Origin of the sequence: Afipia sp. 1NLS2, assembly GCF_000178995.1 — a bacterium.
GTDB lineage: Bacteria > Pseudomonadota > Alphaproteobacteria > Rhizobiales > Xanthobacteraceae > Afipia.
The window spans coordinates 344,676-371,624 of sequence record NZ_ADVZ01000002.1 but is presented as its reverse complement, the minus strand read 5'-3'; the positions used below and the strand labels follow the sequence as shown (position 1 = coordinate 371,624).

Below are 26,949 nucleotides of genomic sequence, written 5' to 3'. Positions count from 1 at the left end.
ATCAGGTCAATAAAGGCCGCCGGTACCCGGGCGCATGATCGCGCGATCCGCGTCGGGCGACACGGTGAGCACCTGCCCGTTGCCGTCGGCCATGCCGATGGCTGCGTAATTGTCAGGGGGTGCGGTCCCCGGTTTGAAGGCCTCGAGGATGGTGCGGCCGGTATCGCCCGGCCCCGCCCGCATGCCACTCTTGAGATCGACGCGCACGAGTTTGATGCCCGCAGGCACGCGGAACGGCACCGCAGGCTTGTCCGCCAGCGCGACCTTGAGGAAATCCTTGGCGATCGGCGCGGCGAGATGGCCGCCGGTGCCGCCACGGCCGAGCGGCTTCGGCTTGTCGTAGCCGATATACAGGCCGACAACGATATTCGGCGAGAAGCCGACGAACCAGGCGTCCTTTTCCTCGTTGGTGGTGCCGGTCTTGCCCGCGATCGGCTTGCCGACCTCGCGCACGACGGTCGCGGTGCCACGCTGGACCACGCCTTCCATCATCGAGGTGATCTGGTAGGCCGTCATCGGATCGAGCACCTGCTCGCGCCGGTCAATCAGCGTCGGCTCGGGCTGGTTGTGCCAACCCTCCGGCGCATCGCAGCCACGGCATTCGCGCTGGTCGTGCTTGTAGATGGTGTGGCCGAAGCGGTCCTGGATGCGATCGATCAAGGTCGCCTTCACGCGCTTGCCGCCATTGGCGATCATCGAATACGCCGTCACCATGCGCATCACGGTCGTCTCGCCCGCACCAAGCGCGTAGGACAGATAGTTCGGCAATTCGTCATAGACACCGAAGCGCTTGGCATATTCACCGATGATCGGCATGCCGATATCCTGCGCAAGCCGCACCGTCATGTTATTGACGGAGTGCTCGAGGCCGAAGCGGAGCGTCTGCGGACCGTAATACTTGCCGGTCGAATAGTTTTCGGGCCGCCACACATTGCCAGAGCCCTGATCGATTTCGATCGGCGCATCGACCACGATGCTCGACGGCGTGTAGCCGTTGTCCAGCGCGGTCGAATAGACGATCGGCTTGAAGGATGAACCGGGCTGCCGGTAGGCCTGCGTGGCGCGGTTGAACTGACTCTGGTCGAACGAGAAACCGCCACTCATGGCCAGCACGCGGCCGGTGTTCGGGTCCATCACGATCATGCCGCCCGACACTTCGGGAATCTGGCGCAGCCGGTATTGCCCCTCGACCACCTTGCCGTCCTTGCCAAGCAGCGGATCGACATAGACCACATCACCCGGCGTCAACACCTGTGTCACCTTGGTCGGAGCCTTGTAGCGGGTCGGCCCCGAAGCGGCTTTAGCCCAGCGCACGCCGTCCATGGTCACGAGGCCAGTATCACGCGCCTTGGAGACCGCGCCACCGAGCACGCGGCCCGGCTGGAAGCCGATGCGCGCGGACTGGTCGTTCGCCTCCAGCACCACCGCCATGCGCCACGGTGAAACGTCGGACAGCGATTTGACCTCGGCGAGTTTTATGCCCCAGTCGCCGCTGATATCGATTTTGGTGACAGGCCCGCGCCAGCCGACCGACTCGTCGTAGTTGACGAGACCCTTGACCATCGCCTGGCGTGCGATCACCTGCAATTTCGGATCGAGGGTGGCGCGCACCGACAGGCCGCCCTCATAGAGTTTCTTTTCGCCGTAGCGCTCGAAGATGTCGCGGCGGACCTCCTCGGCGAAATACTCGCCCGCGAAGACATGCGTCGCGTTGCTGCGGCTGGTGACGACAAGCGGCTCCTTGCGCGCGGCGGCGGCTTCCGCAGGCTTAATCCAGCCATTCTCGGCAAGACGGTCGATCACGTAATTGCGGCGCTCGACCGCGCGATCATGGTTGCGCACCGGATGAAGCTGGGCGGGCGCCTTCGGCAGAGCGGCGAGATAGGCCGCTTCCGCGATCGTCAATTCGTTGACCGACTTGTCGAAGTAAACGAGCGAGGCAGCGGCGATGCCATAGGCGCCAAGACCGAGATAGATCTCGTTGAGATAAAGCTCGAGGATCTTTTCCTTGCTGTAGGTGCGCTCGATGCGCATCGCCAGCAAGGCTTCCTTGATCTTGCGGGTAAAGGAGACTTCGTTTGTCAGCAGGAAGTTCTTCGCGACCTGCTGGGTGATGGTGGAGGCACCCTGCGGGCGGCGGTTCGAGCCGTAGTTCTGCGCATACAATAATGCCGCGCGCGCCATGCCAGTGAAATCGATACCGCCATGCTCGTAGAAATTCTTGTCCTCGGCGGCGAGGAAGGAATTGATGACGCGCTTGGGGATCGCCTGGATCGGCAGATAGAGACGGCGTTCCTTGGCGTATTCGGCGAGCAGCGAACCATCGGCGGCATGAACGCGCGTCATCACCGGAGGCTCGTAGTTCTTGAGCTGGGTGTAGTCCGGCAGGTCCTTTGAGTAATGCCAGAGCAGGCCCGCGACGGCGCTGACGCCAACCAGGAACAGGATCGTTCCGGCGGCAAAAAGGAACCCCAGGAAGCGCACCAGCAACCGCATTCTCAATCCATATTCAGTTTAAAGACGCCTCTGGCCGGGGCGATCTCGCTCAGCGCGACCGGATCGCGGCGGAACCATAGCACTGAGGCAGGCGCTTGCGGGCGACCGATTCAGTTTTCCCGATCCTCTATAAAGCGGAGCCTGTGTCCAAACTAGGGCTCTATCAGGGCTTCGCGCTCACGGATGCCCCGGCGCTCATCCGTGTGGCCGGAGCGCCACCACGCGGACCGAAAAACGCATCGATCGCGGCGGTGACGGAACCAGCCGTTTTCTCGCGCCAACTATCCGAGACCAGATTGTGCAGGTCGCCCTTGTTCGACACGTAACCCAACTCGACCAGCACCGACGGCACGTCATGCGCCTTCAGAACCCGGAACCCGGCGGACTTGAGAGGATGCTTATGCATCCGCGCCACCGTCTTCATTTCATGCATCAGGGTTTTGGCGAAACGGCTTGAGAATGCTCGCGTTTCCCGCTGCGTGAGGTCGATCAGGATATCCGCCACCTCGGTCGGCTCCTCGGTCAGGTCGATACCGGCGATGGCGTCGGCCTTGTTCTCGGACTCCGCCAGCTTCTCCGCCTCGATGTCGGAGGCGCGGTCGGACAAGGTGTAGATCGTGGCGCCCTGCGCATCGCCTTCCGCCTTCGGCAATGCGTCTGCATGAATGGATACGAACAGCGAGGCCGCGTGGTCGCGGGCGAACTTCACGCGCTCGGCGAGCGGAATGAAGGTGTCGTCGTCGCGCGTCATCACCACGCGATATTTGCCGGATTTTTCAATGCGCTCGCGCAGCGCCTTGGCGAAGGCAAGCACGAGATCCTTCTCGTTTTCGCCGCTGGAAGCGACCGTGCCGTTGTCGATGCCGCCATGGCCGGGATCGAGCACGATGACGGGACGGGAATCCTCAGGCTTGGCGTTCTGCGGTGGAATTTTCGCATTCGGATCAGCATCGGCGACAACGGTGGGACGCAACCCTTGTGTCGCGGCCTGCCGCGCTTCGCGCTTCACCGTTTCCGCGTCGGACGCCGCCAGTTCAACCACCAGCCTTGCCGGCTGACCGTTGGCCGCATCCAGCGAATATGCCTTTTCGATCTTCGCCGGACCGCTCAAATCCATCACGATCCGCGAGGCGCCGGGCATCACCATGCCATAGCGGAACGCCCGCACGAGCCCCCGGCCGATCTTGCCGCTACCCTCGGGCAAGCGGAATGCCACTTGGGGCATGTCGACCACGACCCGGTAAGGATCGGCCAGCACGAAGCCATGCACGTCGACCTTGCGGTCGAGATCAAGGATGAAGCGCGATTGCCGCTCGTCGCCCGCAACGCGCGCATCGGATGCGACCGGCAGGCTGGCTGCAACTTCCGGGCGTGGCGGAACCGACTCAACCGCGTACGCCGCCGGGGCACTGGACAGCGCCGCCCAGGCAAAACTGGCGGTGATCGCCCGCAGAACGCGGATTTTCGTCCAGCTTTTCAAGAAATCCCCCGCCTCGGCGCCCCCTTTTATCCCAATAGGACTCCACGGTTAACCGCTGCTTACCCCTGAAACACTGTTTACGGGCTTGTGTTGCAGCCGCGTGACGCTTCCCTTGCCAGAAGACCCCAATGACCGTATGTTTTGCCTGCTGACGGTTTGAACTTCCGGTTGTATCGCGTTCAACTCCCGCACCAGCGTTCGGCCCCGAAATGTATTGAGGCCCAACGGATTGACCGACCCTCCTCCCAGCCAGCGCAGCGCGCGGCCGGGTCCGGAAAGCCGGTTCGAGGTTCGGGAGAAACAGGAAGCCAGACGGCAACCGGCTCGCGCCCGCAAGGACGCGGACTGCCAATCCGGCGCTCACAACGTCGGCTGGCTTTTAATGCACCCAGCTCCTGCTGGTCCCGTTGGCAAGACAAGGCAGCACACCGCTGCCGAACGATTTAGACGGGCCGCTGCTTAGATGCGCCACACTGTTACGCCGATCCGGGCCTCCCAAGAGGTCTTCCCAGGTCCCACGACAATCCGACGCGACGCGTTTGCGCAACGGAAGACGTTCGGGCTGGATTCGGCACGGGGCATCGCCTTGCGGTTTGGCCTTCCCCTCACCCCCGAATCAGGTGGACCGTTCCGCCGTCCGGCCGCGCATGCTGCGCTAGCCGCCGGGCCTGCCGTCCGCCGCCATGAGTCCAAAAATGCCCAACAAAATGTTGATCGACGCCACCCACCCGGAGGAGACCCGGGTCGTCGTGGTTCGCGGCAATCGCGTCGAAGAGTTTGATTTCGAATCCGCACAACGCAAGCAGCTTCGCGGCAACATCTATCTCGCCAAGGTCACGCGCGTGGAGCCCTCGCTCCAGGCTGCGTTCATTGAGTATGGCGGCAATCGCCACGGCTTCCTTGCCTTCAGCGAAATCCATCCCGACTATTACCAGATCCCGGTCGCCGACCGTCAGGCCCTGATCGAGGCCGACGAGCGCGCGCACCGCGAGGCCGAAGAGGAAAACGAGAACCGCGCAAGCCGCCGCCGTTCCCGCCATCGTAATTCGCGCCGTCGCGACCGTGGCGAGCGCGTGCAAAGCGCGATCGTCGAGGGCAGCCCACCAGCCGCTGACGCGCCGCCGGCCTTCCCGCACGATTCAACCGAGCCGCAGCCTTTCGGCGGCTATGGCTATGACGACGAACCGATGGAAGATGGCGTGACGCCCGCCTCCGTCGCGCCTTCGGTAGTGCCGAGTGCGAACGCACAACCGCTGCCGAGCATCGAAGGCAACGACTACGGCGACCAGGCCGACGAAAGCATCGACGATCCGTTTTTCGATCCGCCTGCCGCGGCGCAGCCTGAGGGCGATTTCGCCCATCATGACGATGAACACCTCCACGACCACGATCATGACCATGCGTCTGACGACGAGGCTCATGACGACACGTATGCCGACCACGAACACTCCGAAAGCGAGCATGTTGAATCGTCCGTCGCCCACAGCGACGAAGACGAGGATGACGATGAGGCCGAGGAAGAAGAACAGGTCGAATCCGTCGGCGGCGACGACGCGCTGGAAGAAGTGCCGGAGCGCGCCTTCCGCCCGCGCCGCCAGTACAAGATTCAGGAAGTCATCAAGCGCCGCCAGGTGATGCTGGTGCAGGTGGTCAAGGAAGAGCGCGGCAACAAGGGCGCGGCGCTTACGACCTACCTGTCGCTCGCCGGACGCTATGCCGTGTTGATGCCGAACACCGCACGCGGCGGCGGCATCAGCCGCAAGATCACCTCGGCGCAGGACCGCAACCGCCTCAAGGACGTGGTGCAGGACCTCGACGTGCCGGAAGGCATGGGTATCATCCTGCGCACCGCCGGTGCCTCGCGCACCAAGCCGGAAATCAAGCGCGACTTCGAATACCTGATCCGCATGTGGGAGACGGTGCGCGACCTCACGCTGAAGTCGCAGGCCCCTACCCTCGTCTACGAGGAAGGCTCGCTGATCAAGCGCTCGCTGCGCGATCTCTACAACAAGGAGATCGACGAGGTGCTGGTGTCGGGTGATGCCGGTTATCAGGAAGCGCGCGACTTCATGAAGATGCTGATGCCATCCAGCGTCCGCGCCGTGAAGCCCTATCGCGACACGCAACCGCTGTTCTCGCGGATGGGCGTCGAGAGCCAGCTCGATGCGATGTTCTCGCCGACCGTGACGCTGCGTTCCGGCGGCTACATCGTCATCAACCAGACTGAAGCACTGGTCTCGATCGACGTGAACTCGGGCCGCTCCACGCGCGAGCATCACATCGAGGACACCGCGCTCAAAACCAATCTCGAAGCCGCCGAAGAAGTCGCCCGCCAGTTGCGGCTACGCGACCTCGCGGGCCTGATCGTCATCGATTTCATCGACATGGACGAGAAGCGCAACAACCGCGCAGTCGAACGCAAAATGAGCGATTGCCTGCGGCAGGACCGCGCGCGCATCCAGGTCGGGCGCATCTCGCATTTCGGCCTTCTGGAAATGTCGCGCCAGCGCATCCGCGCCAGCGTGCTCGAAAGCTCCACCGAGCCCTGCCCGACCTGCGGCGGCACCGGTCATGTCCGCTCCGTCTCGTCGGTCGCTCTGCAACTGCTGCGCAGCCTTGAAGAGCAACTGATGAAGAGCGGCACCCACAATTACTCGGTGCGCACCCGCACCGATGTGGCGCTCTACGTTCTCAACCACAAACGCGGCCATCTGCGCGACCTCGAAGAAGCCTTCCAGGTGACGCTGTCGGTGATCGCCGACACAACGGTGAACGGCCAGCAAGCCTTCATCATCGAGCGCGGCGAACAGGTGCACACCACCGAGGCTGCCAAGGCTCTCCTCGCCGCGCGTGTTGCCGCGCAGCCGGTCGAAGTCGAAGAGTTCGACGACGAGGACGAGTTCTTCGAGGAAGACGTCGAAGCTGAGGCCGAGAACGGCGAAACCGCAGATGCCGAGACGACTGAGGCCCGCGGCGAAGGCGACGAGGGACCACGCCGCCGCCGTCGCCGCCGTCGCGGACGCGGCCGTGGCGGCGAAGGCCGCGATGCCACACAGGCCTCTCCTGCCAATGACGATGCCGTTTCCGGCGAAGAATCTCAGGTCGAAACCGGCGAGGATGGCGAGGACGAGTCCGACGCCGCTCCCGCGCGTGCCGATCAGGACAATGGCGAACGTCGCCCGCGCCGTCGTGGCCGTCGTGGTGGCCGCCGCCGCCGTGGCAATCATGACAATGCCAATGGCGAGGAAGCAGCCGCTTCCGGCAATGACACCGAAGCGGATTCCTCGTTTGAACCGCACGAAGAACCGCGCGATCTCGGCATGCCATCTTTTGAGGCACCGCAGCCCGAGACATTCGAGCCCGCGGTCGAGGAAGCCGCAGAGGCTGCACAGCCATCCGCACCGGCTGCGGACGAGACTCCGGCTCCCGTGCATGACGAGGAAAAGACTCCGCGCCGCTCCACCGTGCGCGAGAAGGTCAGCTTCTTCTTCAGCGACACGCCTGCGCCCGAGGCACCGGCGCCGGTCGCCTCGCCTGAGCCGTCCGAGCCGCAGTCACCTGCCGAGCCTGCGCCCTCCGCGCCGCGCCGCATGGGCTGGTGGTCGCGCCGGTCTGAATAAGCGCGCACCGCTTCAGACAATAAAAAGAAGAACCCGGCCAAGGATCGCTTCCTTGAGCCGGGTTCTTTTTGAGCCATCCATTTCTCTCCTCAACGGAGAGGTGAGACGAGCTACCCTAACGCCTCAACCATTGCGTAATCCGCGCAATGGCTTCTTCCGTCTCCGCCTTTGAGCCTGCGTAACAGAAGCGCAGGAATGACTTGCCGTGGACCGGGTCGAAGTCGATGCCGGGCGTTGCAGCGACATGCGCTTCCTCCAGCATGCGGCGGGCGAAATCGAAGCTGTCGTTCGTGAAACGTGAGACATCTGCATAGAGATAGAATGCGCCATCGGCGGGCAGAAAACTGTCGAGGCCCGCGCGCGGCAATCCCTCAATCAGCAGGCGGCGGTTATCCTGATAACCGTGCTTGATCGCATCCATCTCGGTCTTGCCGTCGAACGCGGCTTCCGCCGCGATCTGCGAAAGCGTCGGCACCGAGATCGCCAGATTCTGCTGCAACCGCTCGATCGGCCGCACCAGCGGCGCTGGCACCACCATCCAGCCGACGCGCCAGCCCGTCATGCAGAAATATTTCGAGAAGGAGTTGATGACGAGGGCGTCGTCCGACAACGCCGCCGCCGTGGTCGCGGCAAACGCGTAATCGAGGCCATGATAAATTTCGTCAGAAATGAAGTGGATGTTCTCGCTGGCGGCGGCCGCCATCAATTCCGCCATCGCCTCGCGGCTCATCATCGTGCCCGTAGGATTGGCCGGGCTTGCCACCAGCACGCCCTTGAGAGGCGTCTTGCGATGCGCGGCAAGCAGCATCTCACCGCTCAGCGCATGGCGGGTTGCGGCGGTGGTTTCGATCGGCACCGGCTCACAGCCGAGAGCCGTCAGAATATGGCGATACGGCGGATAACCCGGCAGCGTCACCGCCACCCGGTCGCCCGGCTCGAACAGCGTCAGAAACGCCAGGATGAAGGCGTTCGACGAACCGGTGGTGACGACGATCCGCTCGGCATCGACGTCATGGCCATGGGTTTCACGATAGTAGCGCGCGATCCGTTGCCGCAGTGACGGGATGCCCAGTGCCGAGGTGTAATCCAGCCGCCCGGTATCGATCGCAGCCTTGGCTGCCGCCCGTGCCGTCGCTGGCGCTGGTGACGCAGGCTGGCCGACCTCCATGTGGATCACATGGCCGCCTGCGGCCTCGATTCGGGCCGCCGCCGCCATCACGTCCATCACCATGAACGGTGGAACATCGCCCCGGCGCGAGGCCGTCAAAAGCTCCGTCGTGGAGCGAATTCTCCCATCCCGCATGAAATCTGCTATGCCCATGATTGAAAACGGAACTGGCCAGGTGCGGTTCGATAACGCCGCCGCGCTCCCGCCGCATTCCGTCCCTTGAACAGTCTTTACCATGCGCTACCGCTGCACTCCATTGCCGGTGGCTCGCACCAGATGGATTTGCCTGCCGCGCCCATGACGTTACTTACCGCCCAGACCGCACCGGCCCGACCCGGCTTCGCCCGTCGCGCGATTGCGACGCTCACGTCAGTGGCGCTGTTGCTGACGAGTTGGCCTGTCCTAGGCCCGGTTTCGGCGGATACCAAGAAAGGGCCGCCCCTGCTGCGGGATACGGAAACCGAGCAACTGCTGCGCGACTATTCCCGGCCGATCCTGCGCGCCGCCGGGCTAGAGAAGCAGAACATCCAGGTCGTCATCATCAACGACCCGAGCTTCAACGCTTTCGTCGCCGACGGCCGACGCATCTTCGTCAATTATGGCGCGCTGCTGAAATCGGAAACGCCGAACCAGCTCATCGGCGTGCTCGCCCACGAAACAGGCCACCTTGCAGGTGGCCATCTTTCAAAGATGCGCCAGCAGATCGCAAACGCGCAAACGCAGATGATCGTCGCCATGCTGCTCGGCGTCGGCGCGGCGGTCGCGGGTGCAAGAGCGGGTGCAGGCGCCGGTGGTGCTGCGGCGGTTGCCGCTCCGCAATCCATGATCATGCGCTCGCTGTTGTCCTATCAGCGCCAGCAGGAAGAAAGCGCCGACAAGGCTGGCGTCAAATTCCTCAATGCGACCGGACAATCCACGAAAGGCATGTACGAGACGTTCAAGCGATTCCAGAACGAGAGCCTGTTCTCCGCTTACGGCGCCGACCCTTACATGCAGTCGCACCCGATGCCTGCCGAGCGCGTCGAGGCTCTCGACGGACTCGCAAAATCGAGTCCTTACTGGAACAAGAAGGACGATCCGGCGCTTCAACACCGCCACGATATGATGCGCGCGAAGGTCTCTGGCTTCATGGAGCGCGCCGAGACCGTGTATCGCCGCTACCCGATGTCCGACAACAGCCTGCCAGCCCGCTACGCCCGAGCCATCGCCACCTATCTTCATGGCGATCCGCGCAGCGCCATCACCCAGATCGATGGGCTTATCAAGGTCGAGCCTGCCAACCCGTATTTTTACGAGCTAAAAGGACAGGCGCTGCTTGAAGGAGGCCGTCCCACGGAGGCCATCGCACCCTTCCGCAAAGCGGTCCAACTGTCGCATCAGGCGCCGCTCATTGAGATGTTACTTGGTCAGGCGCTGGTGGCGTCGGATAATAAGGCCTACGCAAACGAGGCTATTTCGATTCTCAAGGCGGCGCTGGCGCGCGAACCCGAGGCCCCTATCGGCTACACTCAAATCGCCATGGCCTATGGCCGCAAGGGCGACCTTGCAGACGCCGATCTTGCCGCAGCGAATGCCGCCTATCTGCGTGGCGACCACAAGACCGCGCGCGACCTCGCCTCTCGCGCCAAGACCCGTTTTCCGATCGGCTCGCCCGGATGGGTTCGTGCCGACGACATCGTCAATACGAAATCGATCAAGAACTGACGCCGCCCTACCGGCCCAAAGGAGTCTCCATGCTGTCCCTTCGCTCGCTCACACCATTCGCTCTCGCGCTTGCCGTGAGCCTTCCCATCGCCGCGTCAGCGCAGTCGTTCACCGATGCGCAACGCAAGGACATCGAGACGGTCGTCAGAAACTATCTGATCGCTCATCCCGAAGTGCTGGAAGAGGCCTCCGCAGAACTCGGCCGCCGCCAGGCTGCAGCCGAAGTCACCAAGCAGAAGGCCGCTGTCGAGAAGCACGCCGATGCGCTGTTCAATTCCCCGCATGGCGTGGTGCTCGGCAACCCGAAGGGCGACGTTAATTTCGTCGAGTTCTTCGATTACAATTGCGGTTACTGCAAGCGCGCCATGGGCGACATGCTCGACCTGATCAACTTCGATCCGAACCTGCGCGTCACGCTGAAGGAATTTCCGGTGCTCAGCCCCGGTTCAGTTGAAGCCGCGCGCGTTGCGATCGCCGTGCACATGCAGGACCCGTCGGGCAAGAAATATCTCGCATTCCATCAGAAGCTACTGGGCGGCCACGGTCAGGCCGACAAGGCACGCGCGCTCGCCGTCGCCAAGGAAGTGGGTGTCGACATGGCGCGGCTCGAGAAGGATCTGACCAGCCCCCAGATCAACGAGACCTTGAAGGAAAACTTCAAGATCGCCGAGGACATGGGCCTCACCGGCACGCCGAGCTACGTGATCGGCAAGGATGTCGTGGTTGGCGCGGTCGGGCTCTCCGACCTCACCAAGAAGGTCGCGCTGGCCCGCTGCGGCAAGGAAAGCTGCTGATCCTCAATTCTGCATTCAAAAGCCCGCGCCCGGCAGAAGACCGGCGCGGGCCTTTGTCGGGTTCGCACAGGTCCGACCTTGGACATTGGTTAATCAAAGATTTGCGTGGTTTTTACGGGGTTTTCTCCGCCGCGGCGGGAACCTGCCTATCCCCAAGGCGCGGCAGAAAGGCTTCCCTCGCGGGTTAAGATTACCTATAACCCCCGGCAGCGCTTCGCTTTTTGGCGCATCTCGCGATTTCAGGGATCAGCATTCGGATGACCAAGACGATTTACGTGCTCAACGGCCCGAACCTGAACCTTCTGGGCACGCGAGAACCTGAAATCTACGGTCATCATACCCTCGCCGACGTCGAGAAGCTGTGCCGCGACACCGCCAGCCGCTTTGGCGCGGAGGCCGTCTGCCGCCAGACCAACCGCGAAGGTGAAATCGTCGATCTCATCCAAGAGGCCGCGGCCAAGAAAGCCGTTGGCATTATCATCAATGCTGGCGGCTATTCGCATACCTCGATTGCGATCCATGACGCCCTTGTTGGCGTACAAATCCCAACGGTTGAAGTTCACGTCTCGAACGTCTATGCACGCGAACGTTTCCGTCACCAATCTTTCATCGCAAAGGCAGCTTTCGCGAGTTTGTGCGGGTTCGGTATCGAGGGCTACAGGCTCGCGATCCAGGGCCTCGCCGCCCGGATCGGTCTTGCGGCGAAAACCTGATCGATCACTGTCCCCGCGCAATTCTGGAATCCGACATGGCCCGTGAGCCGCAAGACAAAACCACCCCCGGCAAAATCGACGAACGCGATCTCATTCGCGATCTCGCGGCGCTGCTGGATGAATCCAATCTGACCGAAATCGAAGTCGAGCGCTCAGGCCTTCGCGTCCGCATCGCGCGCAACGTCACGGTCGCAGCCAGTGTCCCGGTTGCGCCTGTTGTCACTGCCGCGCCAGCCGCTACGGCCGCTTCACCGGCCGGAACCGCCGCTCCGCTCCTCGATGTCGCCAAGCATCCCGGCATGGTGCCTTCACCGATGGTCGGCACCGCCTATCTCGCGTCCGAGCCCGGCGCGAAGCCCTTCGTCGAAGTGGGCACCAAGGTGAAAGCCGGCGACACGCTGTTGATCGTCGAGGCGATGAAAACGATGAACCAGATTCCGTCGCCGCGCACCGGCACGGTCACGCAGGTTCTTGTCGAAGACGGCCAGCCGATCGAGTTCGGCGAGCCCCTCGTCATCATTGAATAAATCCACGGCCTCCAAGGGGCCCGCCAAGGCAGGCACGATGTTCGACAAGATTCTGATTGCCAATCGCGGCGAAATCGCCCTGCGCGTGCTGCGTGCGTGCAAGGAGCTCGGCATCGCGACCGTCGCCGTGCACTCTACTGCCGACGCCAACGCCATGCATGTGCGCCTCGCCGATGAGAGCGTCTGCATCGGCCCGCCCGCCGCCAAGGACAGCTATCTCAACATCCCCGCGCTACTTGCCGCCTGCGAGATCACCGGCGCCGATGCCGTGCATCCCGGTTACGGTTTCCTGTCGGAGAATGCGCGCTTTGCGGAAATTCTCGCCGAACACGATCTCGACTTCATCGGCCCTAAGGCTGAGCACATCCGCACCATGGGCGACAAGATCGAGGCGAAGAAGACCGCCAAGCGCCTCGGCATTCCGGTGGTTCCGGGTTCCGATGGTGGCGTCAGCCCGGGCGATGACGCCATGGCGATCGCCAAGAAAATCGGCTTCCCGGTTCTGGTGAAGGCCGCTGCGGGCGGCGGCGGGCGCGGCATGAAGGTCGCGCAGACCGAGGCCGATCTGATGCTGGCGCTTTCCACCGCGAGCAACGAGGCCAAGGCCGCCTTCGGAGATGGCTCGGTCTATCTGGAAAAATATCTCGGCAAGCCACGTCACATCGAAATCCAGATTCTGGGCGACGGCCGCGGCGGCGCGATCCATCTCGGCGAGCGCGACTGTTCGCTGCAGCGCCGCCACCAGAAAGTCTGGGAGGAAAGCCCCTCGCCGATCATTTCGCCGGCAGCGCGTCACCGCATCGGTGAAATCTGCGCGAACGCGATGCGCGAGATGAAGTACCTCGGCGTCGGCACCATCGAATTCCTCTACGAGGACGGCGAATTCTATTTCATCGAAATGAACACCCGCATCCAGGTCGAGCATCCGGTCACTGAAATGATCACCGGCATCGATCTCGTGCTGGAGCAAATCCGCGTCGCAGCAGGCGGCGACCTGCCCTGCACGCAGAATGATGTCACCATCAACGGCCACGCCATCGAGTGCCGCATCAACGCCGAGAACCCGGTGACCTTCCGTCCTTCGCCCGGCAAGATCACCCAGTTCCATCCGCCCGGCGGTCTCGGCGTGCGGATCGATTCAGCGGTCTATCAGGGCTACGTCATTCCGCCCTATTACGACTCTCTGGTCGGCAAGCTGATCGTCCATGGCAAAACCCGCGGCGAATGCCTGATGCGGCTGCGCCGTGCGCTGGATGAAATTGTCATCGATGGCGTCGAAACCACGCTGCCGCTGTTCCGGGCACTGGCCCGCGAGCCCAGCATCATCGACGGCGACTATCACATTCACTGGCTCGAACAATATCTTGCCAGCGGAGATACAAAGCCTCATTAAAAGAACGGCACATCCCGCCTCGTCCTGCCAACCAGCGGAGTCCGCCTGATTGACGAACGCGATCGAGAGGCTGTCGTGACTTCAGAAGCCGCGCGCCTTCGTACGGTGTGGCAGGTCGGTCTTTTGACGGCCGGCTTTCTCGTTCTCGTCGCGATCAGCGCCGCTTCGCTTTATCTCGGCCACCGTGCGCGGACCGATGCCCTGTGGGTCACCCACACGGTCGAGGTCGAAAGCCAGATCGGCACCGTCCAGCTTCAAATCCAGCGCGCCGAAAATGCGGTACGCGGCTTTCTCGTGACCAAGGACAAGAATTATCGCAGCGATTTCGAAAAAGCCGAGGCCTTGATTGGCCCATCGATTTCGCGGTTACAAAAATTAACACAGGATAATCCAATCGAGCAGCGCAATGTTGCCGAGTTGGACAATCTGGTAAAGCAGCGGCTTCAGTTTCTCCTTCGTGCGGTTTCCGACATTGAGAACGATCATACCGATCAGGCTCGTTCATCCCTAATGGAAATCTCCCGAAACGACGAGATGGACCGCATCCTCGACGTCGGCCGCAACATGCGCGTCGAGGAAAACCGGCTGTTTGAACTTCGCACCGAAGCGGCCGATCGCAGCCAATCTCTCAACATGTTCGTGACAATTGCCGGCAGCGCCTTCATCGTTCTGCTGGCGATACTGTCCATTCTGCTCATTCGCTCATCCACGCGCGCACGCGATCAAGCGGAAGCAACCCTGCGCAACATCAATCTCAATCTCGAATCTGCCGTCGACGAACGCACCGGCGATCTGCGCGAGGCCAATCAGGAAATTCAGCGCTTCGCCTATATCGTCAGTCACGATCTTCGCTCGCCTCTCGTCAACATCATGGGTTTCACCAGCGAGTTGGAAGAATTGCGCGGCGATATTTTCAGCCGCATCTCACGCTACAGCCGCGCCGCAGACGCTGCGCCGCCCGAAGCGATTTCTGAAGGCGGCACGGACGAACTCATCCTCGCGCCCGAAGATAAGAAATTGTCCGAGGATTTTTCCGAGGCGCTCGGGTTCATCAAGTCCTCGATCGGAAAGATGGACCGCCTCATCAGTGCAATCCTCAAGCTCACGCGCGAGGGGCGACGCGAGTTCAATCCCGTCAATGTGGATATGCGCGCGTTGTTGCAGGAAATCGCCAACAGCATGACGCACCAGACCACCGAGGCGCACGCGCAGATCAACATCGATCCGCTGCCCAATCTGGTCAGCGACCGCCTCGCATTGGAACAAATCTTCTCTAATTTGCTTGAAAACGCACTGAAGTATCTGCGGAACGACGTCCCAGGTGAAATCAGCGTCCGCGGCCGCACCAAGCTTGGCTTTGTGGTATACGACGTTATCGATAACGGGCGGGGCATCGATCCTAACGACCATGACCGTATTTTCGATCTGTTCCGCCGCGCGGGCACACAGGACAAGCCCGGCCAGGGAATTGGTCTTGCGCACGTGCGGGCGCTGGTCCGTCGGCTCGGCGGTTCCATTACAGTCTCATCTGAACTCGACAAGGGTAGCACGTTTACGATAGCGCTACCCGCACAGTGGAATTTATCAAGGCAAGGGAAATCGTATGGGTAGCCCTGTAAAAATCGTGATGATCGAGGACGACGAGGGACACGCGCGCCTGATCGAGCGCAACATCCGTCGCTCCGGCGTCAACAACGACATTATTCCCTTCGCCACCGGTACCGAGGCAATCAACTATCTGTTCGGCGCCGACGGGACTGCCGACCAGCACAAGGGGCAGGCGCTTCTGATCCTGCTCGACCTCAATTTGCCGGACATGACAGGCATCGACATTCTCAAGCGCGTCAAGGACAATGCAACGCTGAAATCCGCTCCCGTCGTAGTGCTCACCACCACCGACGATGCGCAGGAAATCAAGCGCTGCTACGAACTCGGCTGCAACGTCTACATTACCAAGCCGGTCAATTACGAAAGCTTCGCCAACGCCATCCGGCAGCTTGGCCTGTTCTTTTCCGTGATACAGGTGCCGCCAGTCAAAGCATGACGCCTCCTAACCCGCGATTACTCTATGTCGATGATGATCCGGGACTTGCCCGGCTGGTCGAGCGCGGCCTGAACCGCCACGGAATCGACGTCGAACACGCATCCGATGGAGCAACCGGTATTGAACGCCTGAAACAAGGCGGCATTGACGTCGTCGCGCTCGATCAGCACATGCCCGGTCTCGATGGCCTCGCGACGCTCGAACAAATCTATCGGCTGCCGATGGCGACCCCGCCCATTGTCTTCGTCACCGCCTCGGAAGACAGCCAGATCGCCATTGCGGCGCTGAAGGCCGGCGCCATCGATTATATCGTCAAAGACACCAAGGGCGATTTCGTTCCCCTGCTCCACGCCGCCGTGACGGGCGCGTTGGAAACTGCGCGCATGCGCAAGGCCCGGGACGAAGCAGAAGCTGAAGTCCATGCCTCGCGCGACCGCTATGCGGCGCTTGCAGCAGAGCGTGAAATGCTGTTGCGCGAAGTCAATCATCGCGTCGGCAATTCGCTGCAGATCATCGCCTCGCTGCTGCACCTTCAGGCATCATCGAGCAACGACGACGACGTCAAGGCTGCGCTCATGAATGCAATGGGCCGTGTCGCAGCAGTCGCGCAGGTGCATCGCCGCCTCTATACCTCGCACGACCTCAAGAGCGTGATGCTGAACCAGTATCTGGAAGCGCTGCTGGAAGATTTGCGCCGCTCCGCCGAGGGCAATCGAATGTCGCGCCTGACGCTGAACGCCGACCCCATCGAGATCGACCCGGATCGCGCGGTCGGCATCGGCATCATCGTCAACGAGCTTGTGATGAATGCCGTCAAATACGCCTATCCCAACGGCGCAGGGCCGATCCATGTCGATCTGCGCAATCGCGCGCAGGACATCGAGCTCGTGATCTCCGACGAAGGCGTCGGCTTTCAGGCCAAACATGATCCACGCTCCACCGGCATGGGCCAGCGCATCGTCAGCGCCATGGCGATCAAGCTCGATGCGAGCGTGGAACGCGATCCCTCGCACACCGGCACGCGGATCGTGATCAATTTCAGCCCTTCCGGCAAACCGTCGCCCCCCACCCCCGCCTGACGGGAGCGGCATCTTCAGCTACAATGGGCTTATGAGCTCGCGCGACACCGCCACGTCCGAAATCACGCCCGAGGTGCTGTTGCGGGCCTATGCCTGCGGCATCTTTCCGATGGCGGAAAGCGCCGACGACCCCAGCCTGTTCTGGGTGGAGCCGGAACAGCGCGGCATCTTCCCGCTCGATGGCCTGCATATTTCTTCACGCCTCGCGCGCACCGTGCGCTCGGACCGCTATCGCGTCACGGTCAACACCGCCTTTGAGCGCGTCATCAGCGAATGCGCGGCTCCCCAGCCCGGGCGTGAGGATACATGGATCAACCACCGCATCCGCAAGCTCTACGGCGCGCTGCACGGGATCGGTCATTGCCACAGCATCGAGGCATGGAACGGCGATGAGCTTGCAGGCGGGCTGTATGGCGTGTCGCTCGGAGGCGCGTTCTTCGGCGAAAGCATGTTCCACCGCAGCCGCGACGCCTCCAAAGTGGCACTGGTTCACCTCGCCGCGCGTTTGATCGCGGGCGGCTTCGGGCTCCTCGATACGCAATTCGTGACGGAACATCTGCGCAGTCTGGGCGCTATCGAAGTCTCACGCCGCAAGTATCGTTCGCTGCTCGACCGCTCCATTCAATTTGCGGGAGATTTCTTCGCGTTGCCAGTCGAACGGCCCGTCAGTGGCGCGGACGCACTCGCGATCCTGCGCGGGACAAGCGATCAGGCCTGACCCGTCAGGATACTGCTAGCGGAAACCACCGGGCGGCGGCGGTACGGGCTGGCGCTGCTGCACAGGTTGCTGAACTGGCGGCTGAGGCCGCGGCTGGCGCTTTGGCTGCTGTTGTTGCGCTGGCGGCGGCGCGGGCTTCCCCGGCTCGTTCTGCGCCGTCACTGGTTGCTCCGGTCCCTTACAATCCGTCAGCCAGACATCATAGATCGGATGTTCGACCGCGTGCAGACCAGGGCTCGCCGCGAACATCCAGCCGGAGAAAATCCGCTTCACTTCATTCTGGAGCGTGATCTCATCGACCTCGACGAACGCGTCGGTGTTGGCCGCCTCTGTCGCGGGGCGGGTGTAGCAGGCATCGGTCTTCACCCGCAGCGCGCCGAACTGAACGGTTTCGCCAATATCCTCATCGAATGTGATGATGCGGCCGGTGATTTTGTCTAGGCCGGAGAACACCGCCTTCTTGTTCGGAATCTTCACGGCGGGCGGCTCGGTCACGATCTCGTCGCCGGGCTGCAAAGTCGCGGGAGATTGCTGCGGGTTGCCGCGCGGCTGCTTCTGCCCCGGTGGCAAGCCAGGCAACGGATTGACTGCCGGCGGATTGGCCGCAACACCCGGATGCTGTTGCTGTGGAGGAGCCGCTGCGCTGCCAGGCGGCGGCGCAAGAGGCTCGGATTGCACGGCGCCCGGCAAAGGCGCGGCCTGCCCTCGCGGCAATGGCCGCGGCTGCTGCGGCGCGGGCAACAGGCGGCCCTGCGGGATTTCAGGCACTTCTTCCTCGTCGGGATCCTGTGAAGGATCACCGCGCTGGATTCCAGCAGGAGGACGCAACGGCTGATCGGAGAAGATATTGCCGATCTGCGCGCGCGCGGACGGCAAAGCGAGCGGCGGCACCGCGATCAATGTCGCAAACAAAATCGTGGCGGCGGTTCGGGACATTGCGCGCTCTGCTTGGACAATTCCTGGACGATTCGGATCCGCGATATTCTACGGAAACCGCGTCGCGCGAGGCCACCGGTTAACACGGGCATTGCGGCAACGAAAGGGCGTGCCGCTCATCGGCCCGTTCAGCTTCCCGGCGTCCAGGCTTGATAGTCGCCGGTCGCCGAGGGGCGCTGGCCGCTCGCGAGCGTCGAACCGGAAGGACGATAGGCTGCCGGTGTGCCGGTCAGATTCGGGCGGTGCGGCTTCTGCCATTCACGGGGCGTATAATGTTCCTCGGTCGGCGGCACGTCGACGCTGTGATGTAGCCAGCCGTGCCAATCCGGCGAGACCTTGGTGGCCTCGGCATAGCCGTTATAGATCACCCACCGCCGTTCGATCCCGAGCGTCGGGTCGATCTTGCCGCCTTTGGTCCGATAATAGCGATTGCCCATCTCGTCGGTGCCGACCAGCTCGCCAAACCGCCAGGTCCAGAACTGGGTCCCGAACGTGAATCCGTTCCACCAGGTAAAAATCCTCAAGAGAAACAGCTTCATGCGAGAATCCGTGCGATCGGGGAGCATTGCGCGCCCTTGATGCCACCCGCCCTTGCCCTTGTCCAGATGCAGCTTCGGATACCACTCCCAGCTTCTACAAAGGTACGGCATTTTGTCATGGAACTTTGCCACAGAAGCGCCGAAAACCCTTCCGACATTTCGGGAACTTCATGGAACGCGTTCAAATCCCGCGCGTTGAAGTGGTTGAAACCACCGTCTGACAGGGATTTTGGAGTTCAAAATGACGAATTTGACCAAGGGTATCGCAGTGGCCGCCATCGCGCTCGCCCTGCCGCTTTCCATGGCTTCCAGTGCAAATGCTGCCCCTCTGATGGCAGCTTCGGCCCTTTCGACGGCGAATGCAGCAACCGCATCGCCGGATGTGACCCAGGTGCGTTACTACGGCTATCGTGGTGGATATCATCGCCATGGCGGTTGGGGCTGGGGCGGCGTCGGTGCAGGCCTCGCGGCCGGCGCACTGATCGGCGGCGCCATCGCGGCCAGCCAGGGTCCGTACTACTACGGTCCGGGTTATGGCTATTACGCCCCCGCTCCTGCCTATGTTGAAGGCGATGGCGTGAGCTACTGCATGCAGCGCTACAAATCCTACGATCCGCGCAGCGGCACGTTCCTCGGTTACGATGGCCTGCGCCATCCTTGCCCATAAGTCTTCATGTAACGGATGAAGAAAAGCGGCGTAGCGATACGCCGCTTTTTCATTGGCGGCGGCTTACGAACGCGCCGCGATGGCAACGCCCGTGACCGTCAGCAGCAATGCGCCGATCTGGGGAATTCCGAGCGGCTCTCCCAGCGAGATCGCCGACGCCACCACGCCAATCACCGGGACGATCAATGTCCCGACCGCGGCAGTCGAGGCTGGCAGCCGCTCCAGCGCGGCGAACCAGCACGCATAGCCGATCGCTCCCTGAAAAATGGTGCTGAATCCGAACAGCGCCCAGCCAAGCGTGGACATCCCGCCGAAGTGCGGGTGCTCGAACAGAATACCGATCAGCGCCACGGGAAAACAGCCAAGCCCGATCTGCCAGACTGCACCCGGTAGCGGGCGGAGCGCGATGGGCCGCCGTTTGGCGAGAACTGCGCCGAGGGCAAACAAAAGCGCTGCTATCAGCGCGTAAGCGATTCCCGGCATCTTCTCCCAGGATACGCTGATGCTGTCGCCGCCTATCAACAGCACGACGCCCCCGACCGCCATTGCAATAGCAATGACCCGCAGCACGGAAAGCTGTTCGCCAAGCATCGGCCAGGCAAGGCCCGCAGCCCACACCGGAATCGTGGCGCCGAGAATCGCGGTTTCCGATGCCGGCAGATGCACCAGCGACAGCCCCATCAGCCCCATCCAGAAGCCGACCATCAGCGCCGCATAAAGAATGAGCTTGCCCCATTCACCACGCGGCGCGCGCAACGACTGCCCCTTGGCCAGAACGAAACCTGCAAGAATCAGCGAGCTGAACACCCCCGGCAGGCCGCGCAGCGTCAGCGGCGGCAGTTCATGCAGCAGCCATTTCGAGACGGGCCAGTTAATGCCCCAGATGATGGTAGCGACGAACAGCAACGCGTAGCCGACGGCACGGTTCTCGTGCGGTGGTTGGGTCGAGGGATACGGGGGCGACACCATGATCGGCTCGCCCGGCGCGCGCTGGTCCATCGGCTGCTCTCGGAGAATCTGTACCCACAACGATTGTGGAAGACGGGGAGAAAGCCACGCGCGAGCCGCACGGTCCACCCGAAAAGCGCCAGATTGGACGCATGGACGGCGACAGTTTCTGCATGCCTTTGCCGTGAGCGGGAACCTCTCAAAAGGGTCATTTTCGCCTTTGGAATCGGGACGGACTCACCCATACTTTGCTGGCGGGAGACACGGCCCAACGAGGCTGGATGCCACTGGCAATCCCCGTTTTCCACCATATTTAGTGTTTGATTCAGGATTGAGTACTAATCCTTGACGGGCGCGCGGGAGTCGTCCTAGCGTTCAGACTGTCAGGTGCGGAGTATTTGCGTTGGCGCCAGACCCCTATCGCAACAAGCCAACAGACAACTCCGCTGTGCCGAAGGAGGCTGCGGACAGAGGATTTGTCTGCGGTTTTTGAAGCCTGGCCCGCGAACACAACGCGGGAATGAATTTGGTGGGTGGGCGTTGGAGCCAATCGGGCCGCAGAACCCGATGATGCTCCGCAGAGTTAAATAGGCCGGGGCCGCATTCGGGCCAGATCATGGCTGAACGGCGAACCACGGTTCGCGAACTGAAATCTTCCGGCGCCGCGGGAATGCGGAACCGCCGGACATTGAGACGGGGCATACGATGCGAATTCAACGCCGCTACACCAAGGCCGATCAGTCACCCTACGCCGACATTTCGTTCCGGCTGACGACGAGCGAGATTCGCAATCCCGACGGCTCGGTGGTGTTCAAGCTCGACAACGTCGAGGTGCCCGAGTTCTGGTCGCAGGTCGCTTCCGACGTGCTGGCGCAGAAGTATTTCCGCAAGGCCGGCGTCGCCGCGCGCCTGAAGAAGGTCGAGGAAGAAACCGTGCCGTCATGGCTGTGGCGCTCGGTGCCGGACGCCGAAGCGCTCGCTGCCCTACCCGAGTCCGAGCGCTTCGTCGGCGAACTCACCGCCAAGCAGGTGTTCGACCGCCTCGCCGGCTGCTGGACCTACTGGGGCTGGAAGGGGGGCTACTTCACCTCCGAGGACGATGCCCACGCCTTCCATGACGAACTGCGCTTCATGCTCGCCCGGCAGATGGTCGCGCCGAACTCGCCGCAATGGTTCAACACCGGCCTGCACTGGGCCTACGGCATCGATGGTCCCGGCCAGGGCCACTATTACGTCGACTGGAAGACCGGCAAGCTGACCAAGTCGAAGTCTTCGTACGAGCATCCGCAGCCGCACGCCTGCTTCATCCAGGGCATCGAGGACGACCTCGTCAACGAAGGCGGCATCATGGACCTGTGGGTGCGCGAGGCGCGCCTGTTCAAGTATGGCTCGGGCACCGGCTCGAACTTCTCGCGGCTGCGCGGCGAAGGGGAGAAGCTGTCGGGCGGCGGCCGCTCGTCGGGCCTGATGAGCTTCCTCAAGATCGGCGACCGCGCCGCGGGCGCGATCAAGTCGGGCGGCACCACGCGCCGCGCGGCGAAGATGGTGGTGGTCGATGCCGATCATCCGGACATCGAGACCTATATCGACTGGAAGGTGCGTGAGGAGCAGAAGGTCGCGGCGCTGGTCACGGGCTCCAAGATCAACCAGAAGCACCTCAAGGCCATCATGAAGGCCTGCGTGAACTGCGAAGGCCCCGGCGACGACTGCTACCTGCCCGAGAAGAACCCGGCGTTGAAGCGCGAGATCAAGCTCGCCCGCCGCGCGCTCGTCACCGACAACATGATCAAGCGCGTGATCCAGTTCGCGCGTCAGGGCTACACCGACATTGCGTTCGACACCTACGACACCGACTGGGATTCGGAAGCCTACCTCACCGTCTCCGGCCAGAACTCCAACAACTCCGTCTCGCTGAAGGACGACTTCCTGCGCGCGGTGGAAACCGACGGGCCGTGGAATCTGATCGGCCGCACCAACGGCAAGGTCACCAAGACGCTCAAGGCCCGCGATCTGTGGGAGAAGATCGGCTACGCTGCATGGGCCTCCGCCGACCCCGGCCTGCACTTCAACACCACGATGAACGACTGGCACACCTGCAAGGCGTCCGGCGACATCCGCGCATCGAACCCATGCTCGGAGTACATGTTCCTTGATGATACGGCGTGCAACCTCGCCTCCGCCAACCTGCTGACGTTCTACGATACCCACACCCGCCGTTTCGATGCGGATGCCTACGAGCATCTGTGCCGGCTGTGGACCATCGTGCTCGAGATCTCGGTGATGATGGCGCAGTTCCCGTCGAAGGCCATTGCTGAACTCTCCTACGAATTCCGCACGCTCGGCCTCGGCTACGCCAACATCGGCGGCCTCTTGATGACCATGGGCCTGCCCTACGATTCCAAGGAAGGCCGCGCGCTGTGCGGCGCCCTCTCCGCGATCATGACCGGCACGGCCTATGCGACCTCCGCCGAAATGGCCGCCGAGCTTGGCACCTTCCCCGGCTACAAGAAGAACGCGAGCCACATGCTGCGCGTGATCCGCAACCATCGCCGCGCAGCACACGGCGAAGCGGCCGGTTACGAGGCGCTCGCCGTCAATCCGGTGCCGCTCGATCATGCCTCCTGCCCGCAGGCCGACATCGTCGACCACGCCAAGGCGGTGTGGGACCGTGCGCTTGAACTCGGCAAGGCCAACGGCTTCCGCAACGCGCAGACCACGGTGGTGGCGCCGACCGGCACCATCGGCCTCGTGATGGATTGCGACACCACGGGCATCGAGCCCGACTTCGCGCTGGTGAAGTTCAAGAAGCTCGCAGGCGGCGGCTACTGGAAGATCATCAACCGCGCCGTGCCGGAGGCGCTGCGCGCGCTCGGCTATCGCGAGAGCGAGATCGCCGAGATCGAGGCTTACGCCGTCGGCCACGGCTCGCTGTCCAACGCGCCGGGCATCAACGCCTCCTCGCTGAAGACCAAGGGCTTCACCGATGAAGCGCTGGCGAAGGTCGAGAAGGCCCTGCCGACCGCCTTCGACATCAAGTTCGTGTTCAACAAGTGGACGCTGGGCGAGGACTTCATCCGCGACAGCCTGCACATCGCCCCCGAAGTGATGAACGTGCCGGGCTTCGACCTGCTCGCCGCATTGGGCTTCTCCAAGCGTGACATCGAGGCCGCCAACGTGCACATCTGCGGCGCGATGACAGTGGAAGGCGCGCCGCATCTCAAGGACGAGCACTATGCGGTGTTCGACTGCGCCAACCCGTGCGGCAAGGTCGGCAAGCGTTATCTCTCGGTCGAAAGCCACATCCGCATGATGGCGGCGTCGCAGCCCTTCATCTCGGGCGCGATCTCCAAGACCATCAACATGCCGAACGACGCCACGGTGGACGACTGCAAGTCGGCCTACCTGTTGTCGTGGAAGCTCGCGCTCAAGGCCAACGCGCTCTATCGCGACGGCTCGAAACTGTCGCAGCCGCTGAACTCGCAGCTCATCGCCGACGATGACGACGAGGACGATGCGATCGAGGCGTTCCACGACAAGCCGATGGCCGCGCGCGCCACGCAGGTCGTCGAGAAGATCGTCGAGCGCGTGGTCGAGCATGTCTCGCGCGAGCGCGAGAGAATGCCGGACCGCCGCAAGGGTTACACCCAGAAGGCGATCGTCGGCGGCCACAAGGTCTATCTGCGCACCGGCGAATATGACGACGGCCGCCTCGGCGAGATCTTCGTCGACATGCACAAGGAAGGCGCGGCGCTGCGCTCCTTCATCAACAACTTCGCCATCGCCGTCTCGCTCGGCCTGCAATACGGCGTGCCGCTGGACGAGTATGTCGATGCGTTCACCTTCACCCGCTTCGAGCCCGCGGGCCCGGTGCAGGGCAACGACTCCATCAAGTACGCGACCTCGATCCTGGACTACGTGTTCCGCGAACTCGCGGTGAGCTACCTGTCGCGCTACGACCTCGCCCATGTCGATCCGAGCGAGACGCAGTTCGATGCGCTCGGCAAGGGCGTGAACGAAGGCAAGGCGCAGAGCGGCCCGAGCAAGTATCTCTCCAAGGGCCTCACCCGCTCCCGCTCCGACAATCTCGTCGTCATGCAGGGCGGCGCGAGCGCGGCTGTGACCGCGCACAACGACTCCGCCCCTGTCGGCGGATCGCGTGTCACCGCGATGGCGTCAGGTGGTGGTGAAGGTGCAGCGGCGCTGAAGACCGCGGAGCCCGAGCGTGCACTCTCGCCGACCGAGAAACTCGAGGCGCAGCAGTGGAGCAAGGCAGGCTCGGCACAGGCGGCAACCACTGCCGCCGCACCAGCCGCGCCCACAAAGGCCGAGCGCCGCGCGGAAGCCAAAGCCCGCGGCTATGAAGGCGACATGTGCTCGGAGTGCTCCAACTTCACCCTGGTGCGCAACGGCACGTGCATGAAGTGCGACACGTGCGGAAGCACGACGGGATGTTCGTAAGACTGTCGGTCTTGCACGAAATAAAGAGGGGCAAATTTGCTCCTCTTTATTGGGACCTCACGGCATAAACATTGAAGAAGACAATAAAAAAGAAATCTTCTAAGAGCGATAAATCGCAAAGGCGACGATTTACGCCATTAGACAGCCATCCACGCGAAGGCAAAATACTAAAAAATCCATTTTCGATTATCAAAGCACCTATAACGCCTCGCTCATGGGTGAATGAATGTATACCCAACATCTTGTGGGCCTGCATTTTAACGGCCTCGCTTGAACGGGATCACTATTTGCGTTTATTCCGATCAGTAGCGATCGGCATGAGGCAAAGACTTGAGAACCATTCCGAGTTGTTCATTACTCACAATTTTATAAGCAGATTTTCTCAGCACGAATTCGACGTCGCTTTTCAAAACGTTTTAAGCGACGACCAAGCAAAGTCTGCACTGAGCGCTCTTCTCCTCATCGAGGGCCTTCCAGATCGCGCTCAATGGGAAACTCGCCTAGATCCTCCCCAAAGCTCTCATTGGGAAATACTCGCGAAGGCGGTTGCCGTATGCTTTGACCATCAGTCCCAAAAGGCTACGGACATTCGTTGGATAAAGCTCGTATATTTTATAATTTCGGGCCGGGTTAATTTTTCGAGTGGGCAAGCGGACCTTTTAGAATCTATTCGCTTATATCCAGATCATGGGGATATGCGCATGGTTCGTCCATTCATCAGAGCCACCGAAATCTCTCTTCGGATGATGGAGTTTAAGGAAAATGACGCGAATTCGGATTTACCCGATCCGCATCAGGAAAGCTTTTGGAACGAAGTTTATAAAAAGACGCGATGCATTCCCCGAGGCCACGAGGGAAACCCACACATAAAAGAGAAAAAGAAAATCGTTGAATTGATTCGTATAGCGGATTTGATCAATTCGCACTTTCATTCCACCATTACTCACACCGGCTTAGACGCTCGTCACGACTCCAGCTTCGGCTTGATACTTTATGCCATTGATCTGCTTATCGAGTCCGCGTCTTCTTATAGCCACACAAGCGCAATCGGTCGTTCGACACTACGAACTATAGTGGAATGTTTTATTACACTTTCATATTTGATCTCAAAAAATGATGCGTCACTTTGGCTAAAGCATCGCGACCACGGCAATGGACAAACAAAACTTTCTCTCCTGAAAAATCTCAGCGCAGATAACGTTCCACGGTTTGTTGATCTTGAGTTACTTGAAGCTCTCGCGAACGAAGATCAGTGGATGGAATTTAGTGACATTAACCTAGGCTCTTGGTCTAGCAAGAACTTGCGCGAAATGGCGATAGATTCAAATATGAAGGACGTTTACGACTCTTATTATGATCTATGTTCAGGATATACCCATGGTCATTGGTCTGCGATCCGAAACTCTACCTTTACGACTTGTGTTAATCCCTTGCACAGATTTCACAGAATTCCAGCGCCCATAAATTTCGGAATGCGGTCAATCGTAGACGATGGAATCATCCTAGTTAATCGGATGCTTGACGAGCTAGAAAAGATTTACCCGAAGTTCGAATATCGAATTGGTACAAAACTAAAAACAACAACAAAAAGAAACCGCCCAAAAAGACCAAGGAAAGCTCGCGCTTCTTTATAAAGATATGCCGTGTTTTACTTGCTCTTCTACC

The 26,949-nt window shown here is 61.5% G+C and carries 19 protein-coding genes; 13 read left to right on the top strand and 6 right to left on the bottom strand.

All coding sequences use genetic code 11. The features are described 5' to 3' along the window. Positions 1–6 precede the first annotated feature (6 nt). Positions 7–2,496, bottom strand: a complete 2,490-nt coding sequence (locus tag AFIDRAFT_RS10430) for a penicillin-binding protein 1A (RefSeq protein ID WP_009339349.1) — start codon at positions 2,494–2,496, stop codon at positions 7–9. A gap of 163 nt (positions 2,497–2,659) precedes the next feature. Continuing rightward, positions 2,660–3,976 carry an N-acetylmuramoyl-L-alanine amidase gene (locus tag AFIDRAFT_RS10425; RefSeq protein ID WP_009339348.1) on the bottom strand — a complete coding sequence of 439 codons (1,317 nt, stop codon included), beginning with the start codon at positions 3,974–3,976 and terminating at the stop codon, positions 2,660–2,662. Between the two features lie 695 nt (positions 3,977–4,671). On the opposite strand from AFIDRAFT_RS10425, the gene AFIDRAFT_RS10420 reads away from it, so the two are divergent. Beyond that, positions 4,672–7,596 carry an Rne/Rng family ribonuclease gene (locus AFIDRAFT_RS10420; protein WP_009339347.1) on the top strand — a complete coding sequence of 975 codons (2,925 nt, stop codon included), beginning with the start codon at positions 4,672–4,674 and terminating at the stop codon, positions 7,594–7,596. Between the two features lie 115 nt (positions 7,597–7,711). On the opposite strand, the gene AFIDRAFT_RS10415 is transcribed toward AFIDRAFT_RS10420, so the two are convergent. Then, positions 7,712–8,899, bottom strand: a complete 1,188-nt coding sequence (locus AFIDRAFT_RS10415) for a pyridoxal phosphate-dependent aminotransferase (protein WP_009339346.1) — start codon at positions 8,897–8,899, stop codon at positions 7,712–7,714. A 162-nt stretch (positions 8,900–9,061) separates the two neighbouring features. On the opposite strand from AFIDRAFT_RS10415, the gene AFIDRAFT_RS10410 reads away from it, so the two are divergent. From AFIDRAFT_RS10410 to aat, 9 genes are all read left to right on the top strand, one after another. Continuing rightward, the gene (locus tag AFIDRAFT_RS10410; protein WP_040298344.1) at positions 9,062–10,468 is read left to right on the top strand and encodes a M48 family metalloprotease; all 1,407 of its coding nucleotides are present in this window, start codon (positions 9,062–9,064) and stop codon (positions 10,466–10,468) included. A 29-nt stretch (positions 10,469–10,497) separates the two neighbouring features. Beyond that, positions 10,498–11,262, top strand: coding sequence for a DsbA family protein (locus AFIDRAFT_RS10405; RefSeq protein WP_009339344.1), 765 nt, complete (start codon positions 10,498–10,500; stop codon positions 11,260–11,262). A gap of 257 nt (positions 11,263–11,519) precedes the next feature. After that, entirely contained in the window at positions 11,520–11,975 is a 456-nt protein-coding gene (gene aroQ / locus AFIDRAFT_RS10400; RefSeq protein WP_009339343.1) for a type II 3-dehydroquinate dehydratase, read from the top strand. A 35-nt stretch (positions 11,976–12,010) separates the two neighbouring features. Continuing rightward, positions 12,011–12,502, top strand: coding sequence for an acetyl-CoA carboxylase biotin carboxyl carrier protein (gene accB / locus AFIDRAFT_RS10395; RefSeq protein ID WP_009339342.1), 492 nt, complete (start codon positions 12,011–12,013; stop codon positions 12,500–12,502). A 37-nt stretch (positions 12,503–12,539) separates the two neighbouring features. After that, positions 12,540–13,895 carry an acetyl-CoA carboxylase biotin carboxylase subunit gene (gene accC / locus AFIDRAFT_RS10390; RefSeq protein ID WP_009339341.1) on the top strand — a complete coding sequence of 452 codons (1,356 nt, stop codon included), beginning with the start codon at positions 12,540–12,542 and terminating at the stop codon, positions 13,893–13,895. A gap of 75 nt (positions 13,896–13,970) precedes the next feature. Next, on the top strand, positions 13,971–15,506 hold the full coding sequence (locus AFIDRAFT_RS10385; RefSeq protein WP_009339340.1) for a sensor histidine kinase: 1,536 nt from the start codon (positions 13,971–13,973) through the stop codon (positions 15,504–15,506). Beyond that, a complete protein-coding gene (locus tag AFIDRAFT_RS10380; RefSeq protein WP_009339339.1) occupies positions 15,499–15,939 on the top strand; it encodes a response regulator in 441 nt (146 codons plus the stop codon). Before AFIDRAFT_RS10385 ends, AFIDRAFT_RS10380 begins: the two co-directional genes overlap by 8 nt. Then, positions 15,936–17,018, top strand: a complete 1,083-nt coding sequence (locus tag AFIDRAFT_RS10375; protein WP_009339338.1) for a sensor histidine kinase — start codon at positions 15,936–15,938, stop codon at positions 17,016–17,018. The genes AFIDRAFT_RS10380 and AFIDRAFT_RS10375 overlap by 4 nt, the downstream gene beginning before the upstream one ends. Positions 17,019–17,049: 31 nt before the next feature. Beyond that, a complete protein-coding gene (gene aat / locus AFIDRAFT_RS10370) occupies positions 17,050–17,736 on the top strand; it encodes a leucyl/phenylalanyl-tRNA--protein transferase (RefSeq protein WP_009339337.1) in 687 nt (228 codons plus the stop codon). 15 nt (positions 17,737–17,751) lie between these two features. Here the strand turns inward: aat and AFIDRAFT_RS10365 are convergent, their stop codons facing one another. Both AFIDRAFT_RS10365 and AFIDRAFT_RS10360 read right to left on the bottom strand, forming a co-directional pair. Then, complete coding sequence (locus AFIDRAFT_RS10365; protein ID WP_009339336.1) at positions 17,752–18,672, bottom strand: DUF2155 domain-containing protein; 921 nt, start codon at positions 18,670–18,672, stop codon at positions 17,752–17,754. A gap of 128 nt (positions 18,673–18,800) precedes the next feature. Continuing rightward, positions 18,801–19,211: an NADH:ubiquinone oxidoreductase subunit NDUFA12 gene (locus tag AFIDRAFT_RS10360; protein ID WP_009339335.1), complete on the bottom strand. Its 411-nt coding sequence runs from the start codon at positions 19,209–19,211 to the stop codon at positions 18,801–18,803. Positions 19,212–19,452: 241 nt separating this feature from the next. On the opposite strand from AFIDRAFT_RS10360, the gene AFIDRAFT_RS10355 reads away from it, so the two are divergent. After that, a complete protein-coding gene (locus AFIDRAFT_RS10355) occupies positions 19,453–19,878 on the top strand; it encodes a BA14K family protein (protein ID WP_009339334.1) in 426 nt (141 codons plus the stop codon). 63 nt (positions 19,879–19,941) lie between these two features. Here AFIDRAFT_RS10355 and AFIDRAFT_RS10350 read toward each other — a convergent pair whose 3' ends face one another. After that, a complete protein-coding gene (locus AFIDRAFT_RS10350) occupies positions 19,942–20,877 on the bottom strand; it encodes a DMT family transporter (protein WP_009339333.1) in 936 nt (311 codons plus the stop codon). Between the two features lie 654 nt (positions 20,878–21,531). Between AFIDRAFT_RS10350 and AFIDRAFT_RS10345 the strand changes: the two genes are divergently transcribed. Together AFIDRAFT_RS10345 and AFIDRAFT_RS19790 are read left to right on the top strand one after the other, a co-directional pair. Beyond that, the gene (locus AFIDRAFT_RS10345) at positions 21,532–25,284 is read left to right on the top strand and encodes a vitamin B12-dependent ribonucleotide reductase (protein WP_009339332.1); all 3,753 of its coding nucleotides are present in this window, start codon (positions 21,532–21,534) and stop codon (positions 25,282–25,284) included. 71 nt (positions 25,285–25,355) lie between these two features. Next, a complete protein-coding gene (locus AFIDRAFT_RS19790) occupies positions 25,356–26,918 on the top strand; it encodes a DUF5677 domain-containing protein (RefSeq protein WP_156786884.1) in 1,563 nt (520 codons plus the stop codon). The last annotated feature ends 31 nt before the right edge of the window (positions 26,919–26,949 follow it).